The organism is Polynucleobacter sp. AP-RePozz3-80-G7, from assembly GCF_018882145.1.
Taxonomy (GTDB): domain Bacteria; phylum Pseudomonadota; class Gammaproteobacteria; order Burkholderiales; family Burkholderiaceae; genus Polynucleobacter.
Window position 1 is genome coordinate 28,702 of sequence record NZ_JACVPC010000003.1, and the last position, 23,108, is coordinate 51,809.

General features: G+C 45.8%; 20 protein-coding genes, 1 other RNA gene, 1 pseudogene and 1 riboswitch. Of the genes and pseudogenes, 15 read left to right on the plus strand and 7 right to left on the minus strand.

Features of this window, described 5'->3' with window-relative positions:
• Positions 1-26: 26 nt before the first annotated feature.
• Together lptG and lptF are read right to left on the minus strand one after the other, a co-directional pair.
• A complete protein-coding gene (gene lptG, locus ICE90_RS07340; RefSeq protein WP_215320427.1) occupies positions 27-1,181 on the minus strand; it encodes an LPS export ABC transporter permease LptG in 1,155 nt (384 codons plus the stop codon).
• Complete coding sequence (gene lptF / locus ICE90_RS07345) at positions 1,178-2,293, minus strand: LPS export ABC transporter permease LptF (RefSeq protein WP_216155750.1); 1,116 nt, start codon at positions 2,291-2,293, stop codon at positions 1,178-1,180. Before lptF ends, lptG begins: the two co-directional genes overlap by 4 nt.
• A gap of 164 nt (positions 2,294-2,457) precedes the next feature.
• Between lptF and ICE90_RS07350 the strand changes: the two genes are divergently transcribed.
• From ICE90_RS07350 to ICE90_RS07390, 9 genes are all read left to right on the plus strand, one after another.
• Positions 2,458-4,062 carry a leucyl aminopeptidase gene (locus ICE90_RS07350; protein WP_370623821.1) on the plus strand — a complete coding sequence of 535 codons (1,605 nt, stop codon included), beginning with the start codon at positions 2,458-2,460 and terminating at the stop codon, positions 4,060-4,062.
• A gap of 27 nt (positions 4,063-4,089) precedes the next feature.
• Complete coding sequence (locus tag ICE90_RS07355) at positions 4,090-4,554, plus strand: DNA polymerase III subunit chi (RefSeq protein WP_216191768.1); 465 nt, start codon at positions 4,090-4,092, stop codon at positions 4,552-4,554.
• A gap of 5 nt (positions 4,555-4,559) precedes the next feature.
• Positions 4,560-5,348 (plus strand): prolipoprotein diacylglyceryl transferase, encoded by a 789-nt coding sequence (lgt, locus tag ICE90_RS07360; protein WP_215320418.1) that lies wholly within the window; start codon positions 4,560-4,562, stop codon positions 5,346-5,348.
• A gap of 7 nt (positions 5,349-5,355) precedes the next feature.
• Positions 5,356-6,264 carry a LysR substrate-binding domain-containing protein gene (locus ICE90_RS07365; RefSeq protein ID WP_216155744.1) on the plus strand — a complete coding sequence of 303 codons (909 nt, stop codon included), beginning with the start codon at positions 5,356-5,358 and terminating at the stop codon, positions 6,262-6,264.
• A 138-nt stretch (positions 6,265-6,402) separates the two neighbouring features.
• Positions 6,403-7,707, plus strand: coding sequence for a malonyl-CoA decarboxylase domain-containing protein (locus ICE90_RS07370; protein ID WP_216191769.1), 1,305 nt, complete (start codon positions 6,403-6,405; stop codon positions 7,705-7,707).
• Positions 7,708-7,849: 142 nt separating this feature from the next.
• Complete coding sequence (dctP, locus tag ICE90_RS07375) at positions 7,850-8,884, plus strand: TRAP transporter substrate-binding protein DctP (RefSeq protein WP_215320412.1); 1,035 nt, start codon at positions 7,850-7,852, stop codon at positions 8,882-8,884.
• A 1-nt stretch (position 8,885) separates the two neighbouring features.
• Positions 8,886-9,404, plus strand: coding sequence for a TRAP transporter small permease (locus ICE90_RS07380; protein ID WP_251368446.1), 519 nt, complete (start codon positions 8,886-8,888; stop codon positions 9,402-9,404).
• Position 9,405: 1 nt separating this feature from the next.
• Positions 9,406-10,761 carry a TRAP transporter large permease gene (locus ICE90_RS07385; protein WP_215320410.1) on the plus strand — a complete coding sequence of 452 codons (1,356 nt, stop codon included), beginning with the start codon at positions 9,406-9,408 and terminating at the stop codon, positions 10,759-10,761.
• 13 nt (positions 10,762-10,774) lie between these two features.
• Positions 10,775-12,304 (plus strand): malonyl-CoA synthase, encoded by a 1,530-nt coding sequence (locus ICE90_RS07390; protein ID WP_215322332.1) that lies wholly within the window; start codon positions 10,775-10,777, stop codon positions 12,302-12,304.
• Here the strand turns inward: ICE90_RS07390 and ICE90_RS07395 are convergent, their stop codons facing one another.
• The 5 genes and pseudogenes from ICE90_RS07395 to ICE90_RS07415 form a co-directional block, all read right to left on the minus strand.
• On the minus strand, positions 12,305-13,123 hold the full coding sequence (locus ICE90_RS07395) for a sulfite exporter TauE/SafE family protein (RefSeq protein ID WP_215320408.1): 819 nt from the start codon (positions 13,121-13,123) through the stop codon (positions 12,305-12,307).
• A non-coding RNA gene (gene ssrS, locus ICE90_RS07400) (6S RNA) lies at positions 13,124-13,342 on the minus strand. It abuts the gene before it with no gap.
• A gap of 99 nt (positions 13,343-13,441) precedes the next feature.
• Positions 13,442-13,663: pseudogene (locus ICE90_RS10895) on the minus strand (cell division protein ZapA); the annotation flags it as partial.
• Positions 13,638-13,925: a hypothetical protein gene (locus tag ICE90_RS07410; RefSeq protein WP_215320406.1), complete on the minus strand. Its 288-nt coding sequence runs from the start codon at positions 13,923-13,925 to the stop codon at positions 13,638-13,640. The pseudogene ICE90_RS10895 and the gene ICE90_RS07410, both read right to left, overlap by 26 nt.
• A 27-nt stretch (positions 13,926-13,952) precedes the next feature.
• On the minus strand, positions 13,953-15,920 hold the full coding sequence (locus ICE90_RS07415; RefSeq protein ID WP_216191770.1) for a TonB-dependent receptor domain-containing protein: 1,968 nt from the start codon (positions 15,918-15,920) through the stop codon (positions 13,953-13,955).
• A gap of 142 nt (positions 15,921-16,062) precedes the next feature.
• A riboswitch (cobalamin riboswitch) is annotated at positions 16,063-16,278 on the minus strand.
• Positions 16,279-16,360: 82 nt separating this feature from the next.
• Here ICE90_RS07415 and ICE90_RS07420 point away from each other — a divergent pair.
• The 6 genes from ICE90_RS07420 (at position 16,361) to ICE90_RS07445 (ending at position 23,056) form a co-directional block, all read left to right on the plus strand.
• Entirely contained in the window at positions 16,361-16,978 is a 618-nt protein-coding gene (locus tag ICE90_RS07420; protein ID WP_072583791.1) for a Crp/Fnr family transcriptional regulator, read from the plus strand.
• 204 nt (positions 16,979-17,182) lie between these two features.
• A complete protein-coding gene (gene oxc / locus ICE90_RS07425) occupies positions 17,183-18,892 on the plus strand; it encodes an oxalyl-CoA decarboxylase (RefSeq protein ID WP_215320401.1) in 1,710 nt (569 codons plus the stop codon).
• 81 nt (positions 18,893-18,973) lie between these two features.
• A complete protein-coding gene (frc, locus tag ICE90_RS07430; RefSeq protein WP_215320399.1) occupies positions 18,974-20,224 on the plus strand; it encodes a formyl-CoA transferase in 1,251 nt (416 codons plus the stop codon).
• Positions 20,225-20,306: 82 nt separating this feature from the next.
• Entirely contained in the window at positions 20,307-20,735 is a 429-nt protein-coding gene (locus tag ICE90_RS07435) for a PAS domain S-box protein (RefSeq protein ID WP_216191772.1), read from the plus strand.
• Between the two features lie 139 nt (positions 20,736-20,874).
• Positions 20,875-22,122, plus strand: coding sequence for a formyl-CoA transferase (gene frc, locus ICE90_RS07440; RefSeq protein WP_215320395.1), 1,248 nt, complete (start codon positions 20,875-20,877; stop codon positions 22,120-22,122).
• Between the two features lies 1 nt (position 22,123).
• Positions 22,124-23,056: a methionyl-tRNA formyltransferase gene (locus ICE90_RS07445; protein WP_216191774.1), complete on the plus strand. Its 933-nt coding sequence runs from the start codon at positions 22,124-22,126 to the stop codon at positions 23,054-23,056.
• The last annotated feature ends 52 nt before the right edge of the window (positions 23,057-23,108 follow it).

The window sequence follows — 23,108 nt, forward strand, 5'->3', positions numbered from 1 at the left end:
ATCAAATTCTAAATGATTTATGAGTATTAAGCCTTGGAAACCCAGCGCAACCCGAATAGCGCCAAAAGGAAGTAGAGCAAAGGCGGGGTAAGTGCTGTTAGAAGCGCTGGCCAAGAGCCCAAAAGCCCTACGTTAGAGAAGAGGGAATTAAATAGCTGGAAACTCATGCCCAGCATGATTCCGCCAAACACCTTAATACCCACGCTACCTGCTCGAACCTTAAGATATGCAAAGGGAAGTGCTAGCGCGAGCATCACAAAAATAGTGAAGGGATAAACCACTTTCTTCCAGAAGGCGATGGAATGTCTCTGCGCATCTTGTTTGTTTTCACGAAGGTGGGAGATAAAGCGACCCAAGCTCATGATCGACATTTTTTCAGGACTAATTAAAAGAACATTCAAAATTTGGGGCGTGACCTCCGATTCCAAAGTGAGAATCGGGTGCGTAAAAGTTTGCGCAGAAAAAACGGGGTTCAGTGGGTCGGACTGCTTTGATTCTTTAAAGCGAGTTTCGGTGACATCATTTAGAACCCAAATGCCAGTCTCATCAAACTGTCCGGAGGCTGCGCTACGGATTGAGAGAAGATGATAGGTATCATCAAACTCATACATACGGATGTTTTGAATCTCATTATCTTTGTCAACTTTGCCCACGTTGACATAGCGCACTCCTGGGCGCACGGGTCCGCTGCCATCCTCATCGCGTAGCCGATCTTTTACCCAAACACCCGTTTTAAATTGTGACGTATAGGCTGAGCCCATAGCCTTCATGCGAATCTGGTCAGACTTTGCTTCGGAATAAGGGCCAACCCATTCACTCATGATGAGTGTGAGCGCTATTAATGGAAGTGAAATTTTTGTGAGAGTAATGAGCCCACGTTTAACGTCTAATCCAGCGATACGCAAAATGGTGAACTCAGACTGGCTAGCCAGCATTGCAAATACATAGATACTGCCAATCAAGCCTGCAATGGGGATGATTTCTGAAATGCGGCTTGGGGCTTTCAGAAGTACATGAAGTAGCGCTAGAGGAAGCGTGTAGCCTCCCTGCACGGACCCTAACTCGCTCAAGATATCGAAGAACAAAAACAAAGCTACCAAGGCGAACAAGATAAAGCCAAAAGCAGCATAAATCTGCTTGGCTAAATAGCGCTCGTAAATAAAAGGAAAGAGCAATTTCATTTGGCGGCCATAGAGGCAGGCAATTGACGGCGCCACCACTTTAGAGAAGGATTAATGCGATTGCGAATTAAAGCTATCGCAATTAATAGGGCGAGCAAATGAATAGGCCAAATAGCAACAAATACACTGACCTTGCCTTGTGAGACAAAATTTTGCGTCAGGTTCAGTAAGTTGCTATAGATTAAATAAATTAAGACCGCATAAAACATCGCAGTGTAATTGCCCAAGCGAGGGTTTACATAAGCAAGCGGAATTGCAATCAGCACCAAACCCAATGCCATTAATGGCAAGCCAATACGCCAAAGTAACTCAGCACGATTGGGGCTGGTAGAGTTTGGATTGGGGTCATCTAAAAGCTCGGTGATCGTCTTCTCGCGATCGCGTGGTGGGGGCGCCAATGATTCTTTACTCCGTATCTTGGTGCTGTATTCGTTAAATTCCAGAATTCTGAAATCAGGCTGAGTGGGTTGCCCTTCATAGCGTCTACCGCTATGAAGCACAACGGATTTCTCGCCACCAGCAGAGTTTTGAATAAAACCAGTTTGGGAAACTGCAATGCTCAGCCGACCATTCTTGGAATCAGCCACGAAGATATTCTTGACTTCGCTTTTATCAACATCGAGCTCTTCAATAAAAAATACACGTTCTGCTTTTGCGGACTCTTTGAATTGTCCGGCGCTCACCATGGATACGTCATCACGTTGTTGAAAGCGTTGGCTAATTAAAGTGGATTCTCGGTTAGCCCAGGGCCACACAAAAAGAGCCAGGAGCGCGATCACAATGATGAGCGGCGTGGCAAATTGCATGATGGGGCGAATAAGATTGGTAATGCTTAGGCCGCTAGCAAACCACACAATCATTTCTGAGTCTTTGTACCAGCGCACCAGAACAATTAAGGTTGCGACAAATAGGGAGACTGTTAAAAGAACAGCAAGATAACCCAGGGTAGCCAAGGCAATCAACACCAGGGCATCTTTTGGATTGACCGCCCCGTTAGCGGCATAACCCAAAATTCGGATCACCAAGGTGGTCACCATAATGGTGACTAAGACCAAAAAGACCCCGCCAGTCGTAAAACTGAGTTCGCGGCGAAGGGCCTGGTTAAAAATCATGAGAATTTATAGGTCTGGATATGAAGGGTTATTGGGCTTGTAAATGGCTTATATTGCTGCAGGTAAGGGAAGTTATTCTCATGTCGGAGGATAATGGATAAACGTCCCAAATTAGCAGATTACCCCCTTTTGAATCGACCAAAACACTGTAATAGATTATGACAATTCAATTCAGCACCAAGATTTTCCCTCAAGCAGACCTTCAGAGTCTAAAACTCCAGAAATCTAGCCTCAAATCCTTGCTTAGCTACAATACCGACTGCTTGGTTTTGGCGTATTCCAAGGCGGATTTTGATAGTTTCTCAGGCGCTAAAGACGCAAAGGCAAAAGTAGGATTTTTGCCGGGGCTAGATCTTTTGCTCGGAGGCTCAGTCAATCATGCCAATCTGGTTGGGGATTTAGATTCCACGCAAGCTTCCGTATGCATGCTACGCGCAGAAAAATCTTGGTCCACCAATGGGGTTAAGGCAAAACGAGTATTACTCGTGGCTTTGGGCGATGTGCATCTTGCTAGCGAACGGAGTTTGACTACTTATTCCAAAGTTGCTCGCGCAGCTTTGAAGGTTTTAAGTGGCGGATCAGTTGAAAGTGCGCTTTGGTTTACACCAAGCTTTGCGCTTGCACACAAAGCTGACTTCATTGCCGAAGAGGTTCGCCTAACTGTTCAATACGCTGGCGACCAAGCTTATCGTTTTGGCGTGCGTCAACCAGCAATGAAATTCAAAGTAAAAGATAAAGCAGACACATTTAAGCATCTCGTCTTTGCAGGTAACGATGCGTGTGCTAAAGAGCTGAAGCCTGCAGTAGAGCAAGGCGTCGCGATGGTAGAGGGGATGAACCTGGCGAAGGATTTGGGTAATCTTCCTCCAAACATCTGTACACCAACTTACCTCGGTAAGGCTGCGCAGGGCTTAAGTAAAAAGACCGCTCTAAAAGTGGATGTACTTGGGCTCAAACAAATTGAGGCCTTGGGAATGGGTTCATTCTTATCTGTGGCTAAGGGCTCTGATACCCCGCCACAATTTATTGTGATGAAGCATCAAGGCGGTAAAGCAGGAGAGGCCCCGATTGTTCTTGTTGGCAAAGGAATCACTTTTGATACTGGCGGAATTTCATTAAAGCCAGGCGAAGCTATGGATGAAATGAAGTACGACATGTGTGGCGCAGCTTCAGTGATCGGTACGATGTACTCCGTTGCTTTGATGAAATTAAAGAAGAATGTGATTGGCGTCATTCCTACTTGTGAAAATATGCCATCAGGCCAAGCAACTCGTCCTGGCGATATTGTGAAGAGTATGTCTGGGCAGACTATTGAGGTCCTCAACACCGATGCAGAAGGCCGCTTAATTCTTTGTGATGCGCTGACTTATGTAGAGCGCTTTAAGCCGGCGGCAGTGATCGACGTTGCCACCTTAACTGGCGCTTGCGTGATTGCTTTGGGTCATGTACATAGCGGATTGTTTTCTGAAGACGAGAACTTGGTAAGTGAATTGACTAAAGCAGGCCATGCTTCTTTGGATACGGTTTGGCGTTTGCCCTTGGATGCTGCTTACCATGAACAGCTCAAATCCAATTTTGCAGATGTGGCTAATATTGGTGGTCGTCCCGCTGGTAGCGTGACAGCGGCATGCTTCTTGTCTCGCTTCACCGAGAAATATAAATGGGCTCATTTGGATATCGCTGGCACCGCATGGAAAAGCGGTGCCGCCAAAGGCTCTACCGGTCGTCCTGTGCCGCTCTTGGTGAATTTCTTGCTCGAGCACAAGTAAGCACCTTAGATCTCGGATAAATATTGAATGGCTCGAATTGATTTTCATAGCAATGTGAGTGATAAGTTGGAATACGCTTGTCGCCTTACGCGTAAGATTTGGAGTGCTACGCCTGAAGGTGAGCCAGTCCGCAATATTGTGATGGTGGGTGAGAAAGCAGATCTGAAAAAGTTGAACGACCTTCTTTGGGCGTTTAGCAGTACCGATTTCTTGCCGCACTGTTTTATTGAGGATGAGGCCGCAGCAGAAACGCCCATTGTCTTAACTGATGACTTTGCATCTTCATCCCTTAATAACATTCCTCATGCTGATGTCATGATTCATTTAGGAATGCGTATGCCTGCTGATGTACCGGCCTTGGTTGCGCGCTTTCCCAGAATTGTTGAGGTGGTCACGGTGAGTGAAGCAGAGCGTTTGGCAGGGCGCGAGCGCTTTAAAGCCTACCGAGAGTTAGGCCATGAGTTACATAACTTTGACCAATCCAAAAGCTAAGAACTATGTTGATTCATCCACAGTTTGACCCTGCAGCAATTCGTATTGGATCTTTTGCAATTCATTGGTATGGCTTGATGTATCTGATGGCCTTTGTTCAATTTTTGCTTTTGGGTCGCTTACGCATTAAATCACCTCGTTATCAAGCCCTGGGTTGGACCTATAAAGATCTTGAGGATCTTCTGTTTGCCGGCGTTCTTGGCGTAGTGTTAGGTGGTCGTTTGGGCTACACCTTGTTTTATATGCCAGGCTTCTATTTAACTCACCCTTTGAGTATTTTTAAAATATGGGAAGGTGGCATGTCTTTTCATGGTGGTTTATTAGGGGTGCTAGTTGCACTTTTCTGGTTTGCTAAAAAGCATAAGACCACTTTTTTTGTGGTGAGTGATTTGGTCGCTCCACTAGTTCCCTTTGGCTTGGCTTTTGGTCGTCTGGGTAACTTTATTAATGGCGAGTTATGGGGTAGACCTACCGATCTTCCATGGGCAATGATTTTTCCTTTAGTGGATTCTGTGCCACGCCATCCATCACAGATTTATCAACTGCTTGGTGAGGGTGTGCTCCTGGGTATTGCGCTTTGGATTTATGCGGGTAAGCCAAGACGTGTTGGCCAGATATCTGGATTTTTCATGTTGGGTTACGGTATTTGCCGCTTCTTGGCTGAGTATGCGCGTGAGCCCGATTCCTTCTTGGGCCTTCTAGGCTTAGGTTTATCGATGGGTCAGTGGTTGTGTGTGCCAATGATGTTCTTTGGCCTCTATCTCATGGCTGCATTTAAATCAAAGAGTCAATAATTAGCTCATGCTGAATGAAGAGCTAACACTTCGAAAATTAGAGGTGCTGTGCTCGTTTATTCGGACCGGTAGTCTTTCAAAAACAGCAGAAGAGTTGCGTTTAAGTTCAGTCAGTATTCATAAGGCGCTGCATTCTCTGGAGTCCGGAATAGGGTGCGCTCTATTTGTAAAAGATGGACGTCAGTTAAAGGCCTTGCCAGCAGCTATTTATTTGGCTGAAGCAAGTGCCGATTTATTGGCTGACGTAGACCGTGTATTAAAAAAGACGAGAGCCAAAGCCGGTGTCGAGAGTGGGCAAATTCGTCTGGGGTCAATGTACTCTTTGACGGCCAATATTATTCCTAGAGTTATCATGGGTACCAAAATTCGTAGACCCGACTTAGATATTGATTTATATCTAGGATCTAACGAGGATTTGATGAAAAGGCTCAGCGAGGGAAATGTAGATGCAGTAGTCATGGCAGTTCCCACAAGAGATCTTCCGGAGGGTGTCCAGGTAGTCCCCCTTTTTGAGGATCAGTTGTTTTTGGCTTCCTCAAAAAACAATAAGCCAACCGAAGCTAATATTGATTTATCTGAGTACCAAAATGAGAAATTTTTAACCCTTCAAGATGGTTTTGCCACCACCTCAGGGTTTTATGAGGCTTTCCAGTTGGCTGGATTTGCCCCCAATGTAGTCATGAAGGTGGGCGATATCTTTTCTCTCATGAATATGGTCTCAGGGGACCTGGGAAGATCTTTGTTGCCCGGCAGGGTGAAGGCATTAATGGGTGATGCGATTGAATTTACCCCATTATTGCCAAAATATCAGGTGACGCAGCATATCGGCCTAATGTACCTCCAGGCTAATGAATCAAACCCCAACATCCTTGCTCTAGCGGCTGAAACCCGCATGTTGCATCGCAATAATCCCTAAACCCGTCTAAACACTTTTTCTAATTCATTAACTTAAAGTTAATGAATATACACTTTCATTAATTGATTCAGGTATGGCTCAGCTATACATTAGTAATCAACCCGCTACCCTTTGGGTTGAATTCTTTGAGAGATACACATGCTTGAAAAGCTAGCAAAAGCCCGTTACTTTTCCCGCGTTACAGGCGCGGTCAATCGACTCATTTCTGAGCGCGGTGAATCGAATGCTGTCAGCATGGCCGATGATGTCATCCATAACTATCGCAAGCTCTCCAAAGATCAGCATTCTAAATTTTTCAATTTTCTATTTGAAAAGCTAAATCCCGATGCCGCTGCGGTCATGGCTGCCGCGCAAAATTTTTCAGCAGAGGCGAGTGCTCGCAATTACATTAAATTACAGCGTGTGACTGAGCCACCGAGGCAAGAATTGTTTCGTCGACTTAACCGTGCAACCAATGGAACTGCTGCGCTCGTAGGTATGCGTCGTGACCTGTTGCAATTACTTGAAAAGCAGCCAGAGTTAACAGCAGTTGATTTTGACTTACGTCACCTCTTATCTTCTTGGTTTAACCCAGGATTTTTAAAGATGCATCGGGTGGATTGGAAGTCGCCCGCCGAAGTTCTTGAAAAGCTCATTCAGCATGAGGCTGTACACGCAATTGATGGTTGGGATGACCTGCGCCGCCGCTTGCAGCCTGATCGCAGATGTTTTGCGTTCTTTCATCCGCAGCTTCCAAATGAACCTTTGATTTTCGTTGAAGTAGCGCTATTGCCAGAAATCCCCGCTGTGATTACGCCTTTGGTAGATAAAAAGGCAGAGACCGTTCATCAAACTTCACAATACAAAGTGGCTGCTTTTTATTCCATTAGTAACTGCGAGCCAGGCTTGCGTGGTGTTTCAATGGGTAACTTCTTGATTAAGCGGGTTGCAGAGCAATTGCATGCAGAGTTCCCAAGTCTTAAAACATTTGTAACCCTTTCACCAATCCCGGGTTTCATTGACTGGGTCTCTGCTGGCGCAGATGTTGGCGGTGAAAAGACTGGCACCCAACTTAAGCCGGCAGTTCGCACAGCTCGTGAGCAATCCTTGGAAGTTCTTGGGCTTTCTAATCGCTCTTGGTCTGAGCGTTTAAGTACTGGTTGGCATCCAGACAATGCTACTGAAAAAGAAAAAGCCGCTTTACTGTGCCTCGCAAGTATTTACTTGGGTTTAGGTTCTGCTGGCCGTAACGGTAACCCGGTTGCCAAATTTCACTTGGGCAACGGCGCCAAGCTTCATCAAATTAACTGGGCTGGAGACCTCTCTCGCAAGGGTTTGCGACAGTCCGCGGCACTTATGGTTAATTATTTATATGATCTTTCGGCTGTTGAGGAGAATCATGAGCGATTTACCCGGGGTGAAATTGATTATTCCCGTGCGGTTGGTCGTTTAATGCAGCCCTAAGCAAGAAATTTAGTAGAGGAGGCTCTAAAGCAGAATTCACAGAGTATTCGCTTTAGAATGGAACATGAAGAAGCCAGCGGCTACAAAACTGGCAGTACCCACAGTAGTAAGTAGAAAAATAATAGTCATTTAGGAGATGAGCATGACAGATTCAAAAGAAATTTCTCAATTGCGTCGCACATTGTTGCTGGGTGCGGCTGGAGCATCCGTTGCTGGTTACGATCTGAGCGCGTTTGCTCAATCAGGCGCTAAAAGTTTAAAGATTTCTCACCAATTTCCAAGTGGCACAGACTTCCGTGATCGTTTATGCAAGAAGTTCGGTGAAGAGGTCACTAAAAAAACAAACGGCGAATTGAAGTTTGACGTTTATCCGCAATCCTCATTAATGAAAACAAATGCTCAATTTAGCGCTCTCCGCAAAGGCGCTCTTGACTTTAGTTTCTACCCAATGCCTTATGCGGGTGGAGAGGTTGTTGAGGCTAACATTGGTCTAATGCCAGCGCTAGTTACTAGTTATGAACAGGGCGCTAAATGGAAAAATGCTGAAGTTGGTAAGATCTTGAATAAGGTCATGGAGTCCAAGGGTATTGTGATTGTTAGTTGGGTGTGGCAGGCTGGTGGCGTTGCTACACGTTCTGGTCCTATCGTGGTTCCGGACGACGTTAAGGGCGTTAAGGTGAGGGGTGGCAGTCGTGAATTTGATGCCATGCTTAAGGCAGCCGGTGCATCCGTAATGACCTCGATTCCTTCGAATGAGATTTATCAGGCCGTGCAAACCGGCTCACTAGAGGCAGCCTACACATCATCAGCAAGCTTAATGTCATTCAAGCTTGCGGAGTTAACTAAAAACTTTACCTCCGCCAAAAATAAATCCTATTGGTATATGTTAGAGCCACTCATGATGTCAAAAACGGTGTTTGATTCTTTAACACCAAAACAACGCGACGTCATTATGGCGGTTGGGGTGGATATGGAAAAATTTGGTACCGAACAGGCCAAGTTGGATGATATTGATGCATCCATTGCATTTGCTAAAGCCGGCAACAAGGTTTTTGAAATGGATACGTCGGTAGTTGATAAATGGAAGGCAGTGGCTAAGAATTCTGCTTGGAAAGAATTCTCGGAGCGTAATGAAACTTGTGCTGCAATGATGCGCTCGGCAGAAAAGCTTTCATAAAATGATGTTGATTCTAGAAGCTGCCGACAGGGTGATGTCGGCAGTGAATAAATTCTTGGTGTTACTGGGCTCACTCGCCCTGATGGCTGCGGCCCTCATTCTGAGTTACAGCGTTATGTCTCGTGGTTTATTTCATACGGCTAACGACTGGCAAGATGAGGCCGCTCTATTTTGCTTGGTGGGCGTAACTTTTCTCTGCAGTTCATATGTGCAAGAGAGACGTGGCCATATAGGAATTTCCGCAATTGAGGGCCTGTTGCCTCACCCAGTTAATAAAGTACGCGGAATTGTTATTGATGTGATTTCCTGCCTATTTTTTGCCTTTTTTTCTACGAAAACTTGGGATTTGCTTCAGGAAGCATGGGTAGATGGTCAAGTAACCAACTCCACTTGGGCTCCTCCTTTGTGGATTCCCTATTCTATGATGTTTGCTGGCATGGCATTACTCACATTTCAACTATTTCTACAAATTTTCATCAGAAAAACGATCACTACTGATGTTGTGAGTGGGGGTCACTAATATGTCTATTCTTACCATTGGTCTTTTATTTGCTTTTGTAACCCTTGTGATTATGTTTTCAGGGATTTCAATTGCTTTTGCTTTAGGTATTGTTGCAATTATTTTTATGTATTTCTTCATGCCTGCTTCATCATTAGATACGGTTGCGCAGAACGTGTATGAGGAAATGTCCAGCATTACTTTGATGTCCATACCATTGTTTATCTTGAAAGGCGCCGCTATTGGCCGTTCACGCGCGGGCAAGGATTTGTATGATGCTCTTCATGTATGGATGGGTAAGATACCTGGCGGCTTAGGAGTTGCGAACGTATTTGCTTGTGCGCTGTTTGCTGCTATGGCCGGATCTAGCCCTGCAACTTGTTCTGCGATTGGTAGCGCAGGAATTCCTGAGATGCGTAAGCGCGGCTACTCTCCAGGTTTTGCAGCAGGCATTATTGCTGCTGGTGGCACCTTGGGAATTTTATTGCCACCTTCAATCACCATGATCTTATATTCTGTGGCAGCAGAGCAATCATTGGGGCGCTTATTCTTGGCGGCCATTGGCCCTGGCGTCATGCTGGTCATATTCTTTTCCGCATACACCGTCTATCGCTTCCGTAAAGAGTACACCAGCGCTTACGAAGCTTATGCTGTCACTAAGGTTTCTACGCCCATATTGGAGCGTCAAACCTACACCATTCAGCAAAAAATGAGCTCATTGCCTAGAGTGCTGCCTTTCTTAGTTTTATTGATTGGTGTAATGGTAGCCTTGTACGGAGGATATGCAACGCCTGCTGAAACAGCGGGCTTGGGCGCAGTCTTTGCATTTTTATTAATTGCAGTGATTTATAAGATGTGGCGTTTCAAGGATTTATATCCCTTGTTAGATGTCACGATCCGCGAATCCGCGATGTTGATGTTCATCATTGGGATGTCCCTCTTATTTGCAAATGTGATGAGTTATTTGCATTTAAGTCAGTCTGCTGCACAGGCAATTGTTGATCTAAATACTTCTAGATGGGTGTTATTGGGGGCCATTCTACTGATGGTGATCGTTCTAGGATTCTTCTTGCCACCCGTCTCAATTATTTTGATGACTTCGCCAATTTTCTTGCCACCTCTGCGTGCCGCTGGCTTTGATTTAATCTGGTTTGGCGTGGTGATGACTATTGTGATGGAAACGGGCTTAATTCATCCACCAGTTGGTCTGAATATTTTCGTTATTAAGAATATTGCCCCTGATATCACCTTGCGTGAAATCATCTACGGCGTGATGCCATTTGTATTCATCATGCTTTTTTCTGTTGTATTGCTTTGCGTATTCCCAGAAATCGCCACTGGATTATCTAATTGGGTAATGGGTGCGCCTCTAGTTTAAGAAATCAAGGAATATTTTCATGAATTTGTATTCAGTATTGGAAAAAGGTTTTCCAAAGGATAAAAAAGCGTGCGCTCTCGAGACGCACGACGGTCTTTATTACTCTTGGGGTGACCTTGAGTCAGCAACCGCCAAGCTTGCCAATTTACTTGCTAGCCTGAAGCTTCCAAAAGGAGCCAGGGTTGCAGTGCAGGTTGAGAAGTCTCCTGAAGCACTTTTTCTTTATCTAGCAACGATTCGTGCGGGCTATGTGTATTTGCCGCTGAATACCGCTTATCAGTCAGCTGAAATCCAGTACTTCCTAGAGAATGCTGAGCCCGCAGTGGTTGTGTGCAGCAGCAAGAATCTCTCTTGGGTTTCTAAGGTGGCTTCCAAGGCTGGCACTAAGCATGTATTTACGCTGGATGAGAATCGTACGGGTACCTTATTAGAGCGTGCAGGAAATCTGAGCGACAAATTCAAGACTATTCCAGCAAAAGATGATGATCTTGCAGCGATTCTGTATACCTCTGGTACAACAGGACGCAGTAAAGGCGCAATGCTTACTCATAAGAATCTTGGCAGCAATGCACAAGTGTTGCAAAAGTTCTGGGGCTGGAAAAAAGGCGATGTATTGCTACATGCTTTACCTATCTTCCACGTTCATGGATTGTTTGTGGCGGCGCATGGCGCATTGATTAATGGCAGCAAGATGATTTGGTTGCCACGTTTAGATACGGCACAGCTGATTAAGCACATGCCACAGTCCACAGTGATGATGGGTGTACCTACATTCTATGTACGTCTATTGGCTGACAAAGGATTTACTAAAAAAGTAGCAAGCAATATGCGCCTATTTGTTTCCGGCTCAGCTCCTTTGCTGACAGAAACATTTAATACCTTCAAAGAAGTGATTGGCCAGCCTATTCTTGAGCGTTATGGCATGAGTGAGACGGTGATGTTGGTTTCCAATCCTTACAAAGGCAAGCGCGTAGGTGGTTCGGTTGGTCTGCCATTGCCTGGCGTTAAGGTGCGTGTAGTTGATGAAGATAATAAGCCATGCAAAGTAAACGAGATCGGCAGTATTCAAGTGAAGGGTCCGAATATATTTGCTGGCTACTGGCGTATGCCTGAGAAGACTGCTGAAGAATTTACCAAAGACGGCTGGTTTAAAACTGGCGACGTCGGTCGTTGGGGTGGCGATGCCAATGGTGGTAAAGCTCCAAATGATTACTTGTGCATTGTTGGCCGCAGCAAGGATTTGATTATTTCTGGTGGCTACAACGTTTACCCGAAAGAAATCGAAAGTTTCATTGATGACATGACTGGTGTTGATGAAAGTGCTGTGATTGGTATTCCGCACCCTGATTTTGGTGAGGCAGTGATGGCAGTAGTAGTGCCTAAGGCCGGAGCAAAACTCAATGCAGAAGCAATGATTGCTACTTTGAAAACACAAATTGCAAACTTTAAGATTCCAAAGCGCGTAGAGATTGTTGCTGATTTACCTCGTAATGCTATGGGTAAGGTGCAAAAGAATATTTTGCGTCAGCAGTACACGGCGTAATTAGAAGCCGAATGCCTTGCGGCTTTCATTAAACATGAAGGCTGCAAGGAAAAAAAGCATGATGCCAAAAACTCGTTTGAGCTGAGCAATATCGAGTTTTCTGGCCATCTTTGCACCCAAGGGTGCAGTAAAGATACTGACCGTCACAATGCACGCAACCGCCGGTAAATAAACAAAGCCCAGAGAGCCTGCCGGAAGATTAGGATTGCCCCAGCTTCCATACATATAGCCAATAGTTGCTGCTGCTGCAATTGGAAAACCCAAGCCAGATGAAGTAGCCATCGCTGTATGCGGTTTGACATTGCACCAAAGCATAAATGGCACAGTAATAAATGCCCCGCCTGCGCCTACTAAGCTTGCAAGAGCTCCAGCAAAGGTGCCAAAAGAAAATAAACCAAGCGTCCCAGGCAAATCTCTACCTGCTTTAGGCTTCTTATTGAGCAGCATTTGGATTGAGGTGTAAACAATAAAGACGGCAAAGAAGAGTGAGAGCCATGAGGTCTTGAGTGCTTCGAATAATTCACTGCCACCAACCAATCCACCAAAAATCATTCCGGGACTTAAATAAGAAACTAATTTCCAATCAATCGAGCCATGTTTGTGATGCGCCCAAATTGCGGAGGTGGTTGTAAACAGTATGGTGGCCATGCCTGTTGCAATGGCCATGTGCACAATCACTTCTTGGCTAAATCCTAGATGATTAAAAACCAAGATCATGAAGGGCACCAGGATCATACCGCCACCAATACCCAGCAGTCCTGCCAGGTAGCCAGAGATGGCACCACACAACATCAACATCAAGATGTCGTTTAGTAACATGAATTCCCCGCCTTAGCCGCTAGGCCGTCATCCTGAACCCTAAGGTTCAAGGTGGAACGGCTACTCTGTTTCGGGTGCATTAAGAGGCTCAGGGAGTAACCAAGTCTAAGTTGGCACTGTGAACTTGCAAAACGCTCGCGCCCACAAGGTAAAGATCGTTCCGGATGCTTGCGCATCGGTTCAAGGAACTATTGGCCTTGGCGAACCAGGCAGGGAAAGGGTTTGCATCAAAGCATCTACCTGGTCTTCAAGTGCACGAATCTCACCCTGTAGGCGAGTAACTTCATCTGTGCTGACATTGGAAGAACTGCTTTGCTGTGATGGATTTTTTTGTAAGGTAATAAGATCGCCAGCAATTTTGAGTGCGGCCATCATGCTCGCTCTTTCAATACTGCGGTTACCACCATTAATAGCCAGTTGAATTTGTTCATCTACCAAGACGCACGCTGCACGGAGTAATGGCTCATGCTCGGCACTAGTTGCCAGAGTAATTTTCTGACCGGCAAGACTTACCTCAATGCGTTGTTGGCTCATTGTCATCCTCAGGGTTATTTGGTGGGATAGCTTCGCCAAGTAGATTGAGTTGGCGACCGTCGCTTTGTTCTGGCAGGCGACTCAAGATGCGTTGAACTCGCTTTTGTGCCTCATCAATCTTACCCTCAAGCTGCACTCGATTTTGATTAATGCTTTGCACAGCTTCAGCAATAACCTGAATTTTTCCAGCCACTCGATTGATGGATGCGCATAGCGCATCCATACCTAAGGCTAGGTCGCCAGTGGAAAGAGGGGGGGTCTCGCTCATACTGGCATTGTAGTCTGAAAAAAGAGCTTATTTCATGGCGTAACGTAGTCCTACAAATACGTTTGAGCCCGGGGTGTTATAGCCATAACTAAGTTGGTAAGTCTTATTTAAGGCATTATTCCAGCGGGCAAAGACGCTAAAGTCTTTCTCTAAATCATAGTTGGCATAGAGGTTAAAGATGGTGTAGCCGCCCATGCCGGTGTTCGCACCCTGAAAATCATCCCTTCTTCCGGAAAAGGTGGCCCCGATCCCGGCAGTTAATTTGAGATAAAGATATTCACCTGCCACATTGCCGTATTGCTTAGCTTGTTTTATCAGAGTGCTATTAGTGCTCTCGTTTACTGGGTTTTGCTGTGTGAAGGAGCCTTTTAAGCTGAGTGAGGACATTTGTACGGTACCGCTCAAAGTGCTACCAGTAATTTTGGCGCTTGCCACGTTGGATGCACAGCCAAAGATGCCCGTTCCCACCGGGCACGTGTCAGAATTGCTAACTTGAATCAAGTTTGAGATGGAGTTACTAAAGACCACGACATGCCCATCAAGACCTGGTTTTTCGTAATGAAGTCCTGCTTCAGTATTTTTACTTTTCTCAGGAAGGATGGCTGTATTTCCGTATCCTGGGTAGTAGAGGTCATTAAATGTTGGCGCTCTAAAGCCAGTTCCATAGTTAATGTTCGCACGCCATTCTTTGGTGAAGAAGTAGCCGTACGCTGCTGCGCCTGTAGTTTGTGGTCCGTAACCTGTGATGCTGTCATTGCGGAGTGAGAAGTTAGCTAAGTGCGCTTCTCTTTTCAGTTGATAAGCAATAGCACCTGAATTGGTGTTACGGGTTTGACTAAAGCCCAAAAAAGGGTAGGGCGCTGTCAAGTTGTTGAAGTCACCGTTGTTGTAGTCCAATTGATTGCTGGAAACTTTTTGGGTTTTTCTTTCCGCTAATACTTGCAAAATATCAGCGCCAATAGCGAAATCATTTTGCCAGGTGTAGATATTTTGTCTTTGATTCAGGGTGCTGTCGTATGCTGGATTATCTGGTGTGCCAGGAGCATGGTTTAGTGCGGTTCCTGTTTGTGCGGATGCTTGCAGGAGGCTGCGCCAGTTTTCCATCACTTGATTTTTAGAGTAGAGGGAATAGGTTCCCAATTGAGAAACTTGATTTTGAGTTTGTTGATATAAAAACTCTTGCGGATCAAACCCGGGCAGTTGGTTATTCAGGCGACTATTTAAAAACTGCAATCCAAACTCTTGTCCCTTACTCCACTCCTGGGATAGTCTGCCAGTAATGCTGTCTTGAGCGTAGCCCGTTCTGCCTGATGCGGTAAGCCCATCCTTATTGTTAGGTGCGATGGTATTAAAGCCCATAGAGAGGGTTTGGCTTGCGGCAAGCGAGTAGCGAATTTTTTGATCGTCTTGAGTAGATCCATTAATACTGGCTTCACTAATACTCGTGCCGTAACTGCCATATCCAAAAGAAGCGCCTACCTTAGCGGGCCCATCACCTTTTTTGGTAAAGATTTGCACAACTCCACCGATGGCATCAGAGCCATAAAGACTACTCTGAGGGCCAAATACGATTTCAATATGATCGATGATCGTCAGTGGGATGACTGACCAGTTGGTGCCGCCATTAATTGCATCATCAATACGAACGCCATCGATCAATACCAGAGTCTGATTATTAGTAGTGCCTCTTAAGAAAACACTGGCATTGGATCCGCCTGTTCCATAACTAGAAATGGTCACACCCTTTTGTCGTTGCAGTAATTCAACCAAGCTCGTCTGTCCGGCTTGCTCGATTTCTTCAGGGCCAATGTAAACGTTATCAGCCAATACATCGCTCGCTTTGGTTGGCATGCGCGTTGCGGTGACGATGATGGGGTTAAGTGGGCTAGTTACACTTGCTAAAACTATTGGTGCGTTGTTTTGTGCGAAGGCATTAATACTGATGAGGGCACCCAAAAGGAGTGCGGCTTTTTTGTTGTTGAACTGCTGCTTCATGATCCACTTTCTGTCATCGATTGCCTAGCTCACTTCCCCGTAAGCTGGGTCGAACAGAATTTCACTTGCAAGAGTTCAGGCGTCAATTGGGCGCAGTATGAAGAAACTAAGCGCTTTATTGGCGCGCGAAGGTCCCCGTCCGCAAAATTCCACCTGTCTTGGCCGGTATCCGGGCTAGTAAATATCAGAATCTGGCCTTCCCATGCGATTGACGCGCACAGTGGCTTTGTCAGACTCCTGACGTCTTTGACCGCTAGAAAAGACGCATTTACCTACCGTTGCGGGGGCAGCACACGTTTAGTGTTTCCCGTTTAACTTTATTGCACTGCAATAAAGCACCATGACCTCATCATTCTAGCGGATTTGAAGTGCGCCAAGTGGGGGTTCAAGGCTTTGAGGGGTAAAAAAGCCTACAATAGAGGGTCTTGGAGCAAGGATTCATGACCGTATTAGATAAGCATCCCGAAAAAAACCTGATTCGTCTGCAGTTGAGTCAAAACTCGGTCTTAAAAAGCTTGGATCCCTCGGCAATGGCTGATTTAGAGCGCCATTTAGAAATTGCAGACCTCAAAAAATCAGAAATCTTGCTGCATCAAGGTGATCACCAGATGGAGCAGTACTTCGTTTTGGATGGCATTCTGAAACGGATTGTTTCGAGCGCGGATGCCAAAGAGATGATTTTGCGTTTTGCTATCGAAAAAGATATTGAAACCAGCTATGCCGCATGGCGCTTAAAAACCGCTGCCCCATACAGTATTGCGTGTGTCACTAAGGCGCGTGTAGCTCGGATGCCCATGAAGAAGTGGGCTGAATTCCTGGAGGAGCACAAACCTCTCAAAGAGAGCTTTGAGTTTGAGGTGATGCGCCTGATGAGTGAAATCATGGCACACACCATTACCTTGCATATGCTCGATGCTCCAGGCCGGGTAGAGCGTTTCTTGCGTAAATATGAGGATTTATTCGAGCTTCTTCCAAAGAAGGAGTTAGCGGCTTACCTCAATCTCTCTCCTGAGACCCTAAGTCGCCTTAAAACGAAGCATAAAGAGCTCTTTGTTTAAGGGGCAAAACCGCCCGTAATTACAGGATTTAGGGGGAAATTGACCGAAGTCAATGATGAACCTCTTCCCCAAGCCTAATATTCATCTCAGCCTAAGCGGGACACAAAACCCGTTATGCGATTTATAACTACATTGGAGACGTTAGCGAAAGCTAAATTGCATTGGCTCTAGAAGAGCAAACCCGCAATTTCTATATAAATTTCTATGACAACTGATAATCAAAACACACAATTAACCGATGGCTTTCACCTCGTCATTGACGCCCTGAAAGCAAACGACCTCGATACTATTTTCGGCCTCGTTGGTATTCCAATTACTGACTTATGCCGTTTAGCGCAAGCAGAAGGTTTGCGTTTTATCGGCTTCCGTCATGAACAACACGCAGGTAATGCTGCTGCTATTGCTGGTTATATGACGCAAAAGCCGGGTATCTGTATGACTGTTTCTGCTCCTGGTTTCTTGAACGGTTTGACAGCACTTGCTAATGCAACTGTGAACTGCTTCCCAATGATTTTGATCTCTGGTTCAAGCGAACGTGAAATCGTTGACTTGCAACAGGGCGACTACGAAGAGATGGATCAGCTCAACGCAGCGAAGCCATATTGCAAAGCTGCATATCGTATTAATCACATTGAAGATATCGGCATTGGTTTTGCTCGCGCAATCCGTGCTGCTGTTTCTGGTCGTCCAGGTGGCGTTTATTTAGACTTGCCAGCTCAGTTGCTTGCACAAACTATGCCTGCTGATGAAGCAAAGAAATCCATTTTCAAAGTAATTGATCCAGTTCCACGTCAAATCCCAGCAGCTGATGCAGTTGCTCGTGCATTAGATGTGTTGAAGGGCGCTAAGCGTCCATTGATTCTCTTGGGTAAGGGCGCTGCTTATGCTCAAGCCGATAAAGAGATTCGTGACTTAGTTGAAAAATCAGGTATCCCTTACTTGCCGATGTCTATGGCTAAAGGTTTGTTGCCAGACAATCACCCACAATCTGCTTCTGCAGCGCGTTCATTTGTTTTGGCTGAAGCTGACGCAGTGTTGTTGGTTGGTGCGCGTTTGAACTGGTTGCTGGCACACGGTAAAGGTAAAACTTGGGGCAAAGAGCCTAAGAAATTTATTCAAATTGATATTCAAGCAAACGAAGTGGATAGCAACGTACAAATCGCTGCCCCATTGATTGGCGATATCGGTTCATGTGTTGGTGAACTCTTAAAGGGTATCTCTGTAGTTCCTAAGCCAAGCGCTGAGTGGATTGCTGCGATCACTGAGAAGAAGGATAAGAACTTAGCCAAAATGGCAGAGACATTGGCTAAAGAAGCAAGCCCAATGAACTTCCATGGCGCGTTACGTGTGATTCGTGATGTGATTAAGAAGAACCCAGATGTGAACTTGGTAAACGAAGGCGCAAATACGCTCGACTATTGCCGTGCAATCGTTGATATGTACAAGCCGCGTAAGCGTTTTGACTCTGGTACTTGGGGCATTATGGGTATCGGTATGGGTTATGCAATTGGCGCGGCCGTTACTAGCGGCTTGCCAACAGTTGCAGTTGAAGGCGACAGCGCATTTGGCTTTAGCGGCATGGAATTGGAAACAGTTTGCCGTTATAACCTGCCAATCACGACTGTTGTATTCAACAACAACGGCGTATACCGCGGTACTGACGTTAACCCAACTGGTGGTGCTGATGTTGCACCAACTGTGTTCGTGAAAGATGCTCGTTACGACAAAATGATTGAAGCGTTTGGTGGTGTTGGTTACTACGTAACTACCCCAGCAGAATTAGAAGCAGCGTTAACAGAAGCGATTGCTGCCGGTAAACCAGCCCTCATCAATGCTGTTATTGATGAAACTGCAGGTACTGAGAGTGGACGTTTAACGAACTTAAACCCATCCACCGCAGCTGCTAAGAAATAAGATATTAAAAAACGGTAATAAAAAGTTAATATTTTTGAGCTAAATTTGAAGTAAACAAGAAAGACTTAAGGAGAAACACACATGACTAAACCATTAGACGGTATTCGCATTATTGACTTCACACACGTACAGGCAGGCCCTGCATGTACTCAGTTGTTGGCTTGGTACGGCGCTGACGTAATCAAGGTTGAGCGTCCAGGTTCTGGCGACGTAACTCGTAGCCAATTGCGCGATATTCCAGGTGCAGATGCTTTGTACTTCACAATGTTGAACGGTAACAAGCGCTCTTTGACTTTGGATACTAAGACTCAAGAAGGTAAAGAAGTTTTAGAGAAGATGATCAAAACTTCTGACGTCATGGTTGAGAACTTTGGTCCGGGCGCTTTGGATCGTATGGGATTCTCTTGGAAGCGTATCCAAGAATTGAACCCAAAAATGATCATGGCTTCTGTTAAAGGTTTTAGCGATGGCCACTCATACGAAGACTTAAAAGTGTATGAGAACGTAGCTCAGTGTGCTGGTGGCGCTGCTTCTACAACTGGTTTCTGGGATGGTCCTCCTACTGTTTCTGCTGCTGCTTTGGGCGACTCTAATACTGGTATGCACTTGGCGATTGGTATTTTGACTGCATTGATGCAGCGTCAAAAAACTGGCAAAGGTCAAAAAGTATCTTGCTCAATGCAAGACGCTGTATTGAACTTGTGCCGCGTGAAGTTGCGCGATCAACAACGTTTGGACAAGATTGGATACTTGGAAGAGTACCCACAGTACCCACACGGTTCATTTACTGACGTAGTTCCACGTGGCGGTAACGCTGGTGGTGGTGGTCAGCCAGGCTGGGTGTTGAAATGTAAGGGTTGGGAAACAGATCCAAACGCATACATTTACTTCACAATTCAAGGTCACGCTTGGGAGCCGATTACTCGTGCGATTGGTAAGCCAGAGTGGGCAACTGATCCAGCGTACATGACAGCTGAAGCCCGTCAAGACAAGATTTTTGACATCTTCGCAACCATCGAAGAGTGGCTCAAAGACAAGACTAAGTACGAAGCTGTGGACATTCTCCGCAAGTTCGATATTCCATGTGCTCCAGTTCTCTCTATGAAAGAATTGGCTAACTCACCTGACTTGCGTAAGAGCGGTTCTATCGTTGAAGTGGACCACAAAGTACGTGGTAAGTACCTGACTATTGGTAGCCCAATCAAGTTCTCTGATTTGGAAATCGAAGTTGGTCCATCACCAGTATTGGGTGAGCACACTGACGAAGTATTGGCTGATCTTGGCTATAGCGCTGATGACATCGCTAAGTTACACACAGCCAAAGCAGTTTAATAACAAGTAACACTGGTATTAATTTAAAGGCGCTCCTAGTGAGCGCCTTTTTTATTTCTCAAAAACTCTATAGACTGATCACATGAACACCAATATTGATTTGCACCAGTTAGTAGAATGCATAGGGGATGCGATTGTGGTTGCCGATGTCCATGAAAAGATCGTACTGTGGAATCCAGCAGCTACTCGCATTTTCGGCTATTCAGAGCAAGAGGCTCTTGGGAATACTTTAGATCTCATCGTTCCTGAACGCCAACGTCAAAAACACAATGAGGGATATAGCCATTCTATGAAGACTGGTACAACCCGCTATGGCGCTTCGCTATTAAAAGTTCCAGCCAAACATAAGGATGGTAGAACCCTTTCGATCGCTTTTACTGTAGGCATGCTCTTTGACGCCTCGGGGAAGGCTAACGGAGTGGTTGCCGTCATTCGGGATGAGTCAGAGCGTTTTGCCGAAGAAAGGGCCCTTAAAAAGCGCCTTTCTGATCTTGAAAATCCCCAGACTTAGCCGTACATAGACCCTAACAAGAGTAAATGCAGGTTTAGACGGAATCCATGCCCAAAAAACGGGCACGCCTCAATTTCTCCCATTTCCCACTGGTAAAATTGCTTTAATTCAATATTTCATTCTTATTAGGACTTAAATCATGGCAAAAGCACTAGAAGGGGTCAAAATCCTCGACTTTACGCACGTTCAATCAGGCCCAACCTGCACTCAGTTGCTGGCTTGGTTTGGTGCAGACGTCATCAAAGTAGAAAAATCCGGTGAAGGCGATGCAACACGCGGTCAATTGCGTGACATTCCTGATGCAGATAGTTTGTATTTCACGATGCTGAACCATAACAAGCGCTCCATTACCGTGAATACCAAAACCCAAAAGGGTAAAGAAATCCTAGAGCGTCTCATTAAAGAGTGCGACGTATTAGTTGAGAACTTTGCACCAGGCGCGCTTGATCGCATGGGATTTTCTTGGGAGCGCATTCAGGAACTCAATCCGATGATGATCATGGCTTCCGTAAAAGGCTTTGGCCCTGGTCCATACGAAGATTGCAAGGTGTATGAGAACGTAGCGCAGTGCGCTGGTGGTTCTGCATCAACTACTGGTTTTGATGACGGTCCTCCAATGGTAACCGGTGCACAAATTGGTGATAGCGGAACAGGCTTGCATTTAGCGCTCGGTATTGTTACAGCTCTATACCAACGCACTCACTCTGGGCGTGGTCAGAAAGTATTAGCGGCGATGCAAGATGCCGTATTGAATTTGTGCCGCGTGAAGTTGCGTGATCAACAACGTTTAGAGCGCGTTGGTCTGATGCAAGAATATCCACAGTTCCCGAATGGTGAGTTTGGTGACGCCGTACCCCGCGCCGGCAATGCTTCTGGTGGCGGTCAGCCTGGTTGGATCGTTAAGTGTAAGGGCTGGGAAACAGATCCAAATGCCTATATGTATGTGATCGTACAAGCCCCAGTTTGGGAAGCTGTTTGTAAAGTAATCGGTCGTGAAGATTGGATTACCGATGTGCGTTTTGCATCGCCAATGGCACGCTTGCCGCACTTGATGGAAATCTTCGGTGAGATCGAAAAGTGGACTATGACGATGACGAAGTTTGAAGTCATGGATGTTCTTAATAAATATGACATCCCATGCGGTCCAATTCTGTCCATGAAAGAGATTGCTGAAGAGCCTGCATTACGCGCGACTGGGACAGTGGTTGAGGTGGATCATCCAATTCGTGGCAAGTACCTTACTGTTGGCAACCCAATTAAGTTGTCCGATAGTCCAACTGACGTAGAGCGTTCACCCTTACTTGGAGAGCATACTGATGAGATTCTCAGTGAGCTCGGTTACTCAACCGATGAATTGATCGCATTACGTCACGAGAAGGTGATCTAAGATGCGTGTTGCTTTGATTGGGAGTGCGGATTTTGGTAAGGCGGCGTTAGAAGCCTTTTTAGATCACGGCGACGAAGTGGTTGCTGTTTTCTGCCCACCCGATAATCCCAAATCAAGCAAACCCGAAGTCTTAAAAGAAGCTGCGTTAGCAAGGGGCTTAACCCCCTTGCAGTTTGCTTCACTGAAGGGTCCAGAGGCTGCCCAAGCCATGATTGACGCCAATGCCGATATCTGTGTAATGGCTTATGTGCTTCAGTTTGTGCCGCAAGAGCTTTGTAAGATTCCAAAGCATGGCACCATCCAATATCACCCATCCTTGCTACCTAAATATCGCGGTCCAAGCGCTATCAATTGGGCAATCGCATTAGGTGAAGAGAAAACAGGTTTAACTATCTTCCGCCCATCCGATGGCTTGGATGAAGGTGAAGTCATTTTGCAAAAAGAAGTAGCCATTGGACCCAATGACACCTTAGGCAAGATCTACTTTGATCATTTATTCCCGATCGGTGTACAAGCCCTCCTAGAGGCTGCTGATCTTGTAGTTGCAGGTAAGCATCAAGAAGTTGTTCAAGATGAATCACAGGCCAACTATGAAGGCTGGTTTGATGTGAATGCTGCACAGATTCATTGGGCGACTCATATTAGTCAAATCTATAACCTGATTCGCGCATGTAATCCAGCGCCAGGTGCTTGGACAAAGTTTGGCGAGCAAAAAGTGCAGATCTTCGATTGCCACAAACACGTAGCTGCTACATTTGGTGCCGTTAAAGGTAAGCCTGGTGAAGTAACCCAAATCACGCTAGATTCTTTCTTCGTAACCTGCCACGGTGGACAGATTGAAGTCCTGAAGGCTAAAGGTGCTGCGGGCAAAGTCACTGGTGCTGAATTGGCTAAAGAGCTGAATCTAGAAGTAGGGCGGTTCTTTATTCTTTAGATCGGTTGGCAAACAACCCAATGACGGCATGAATTGTGATGTTCTGCAATTC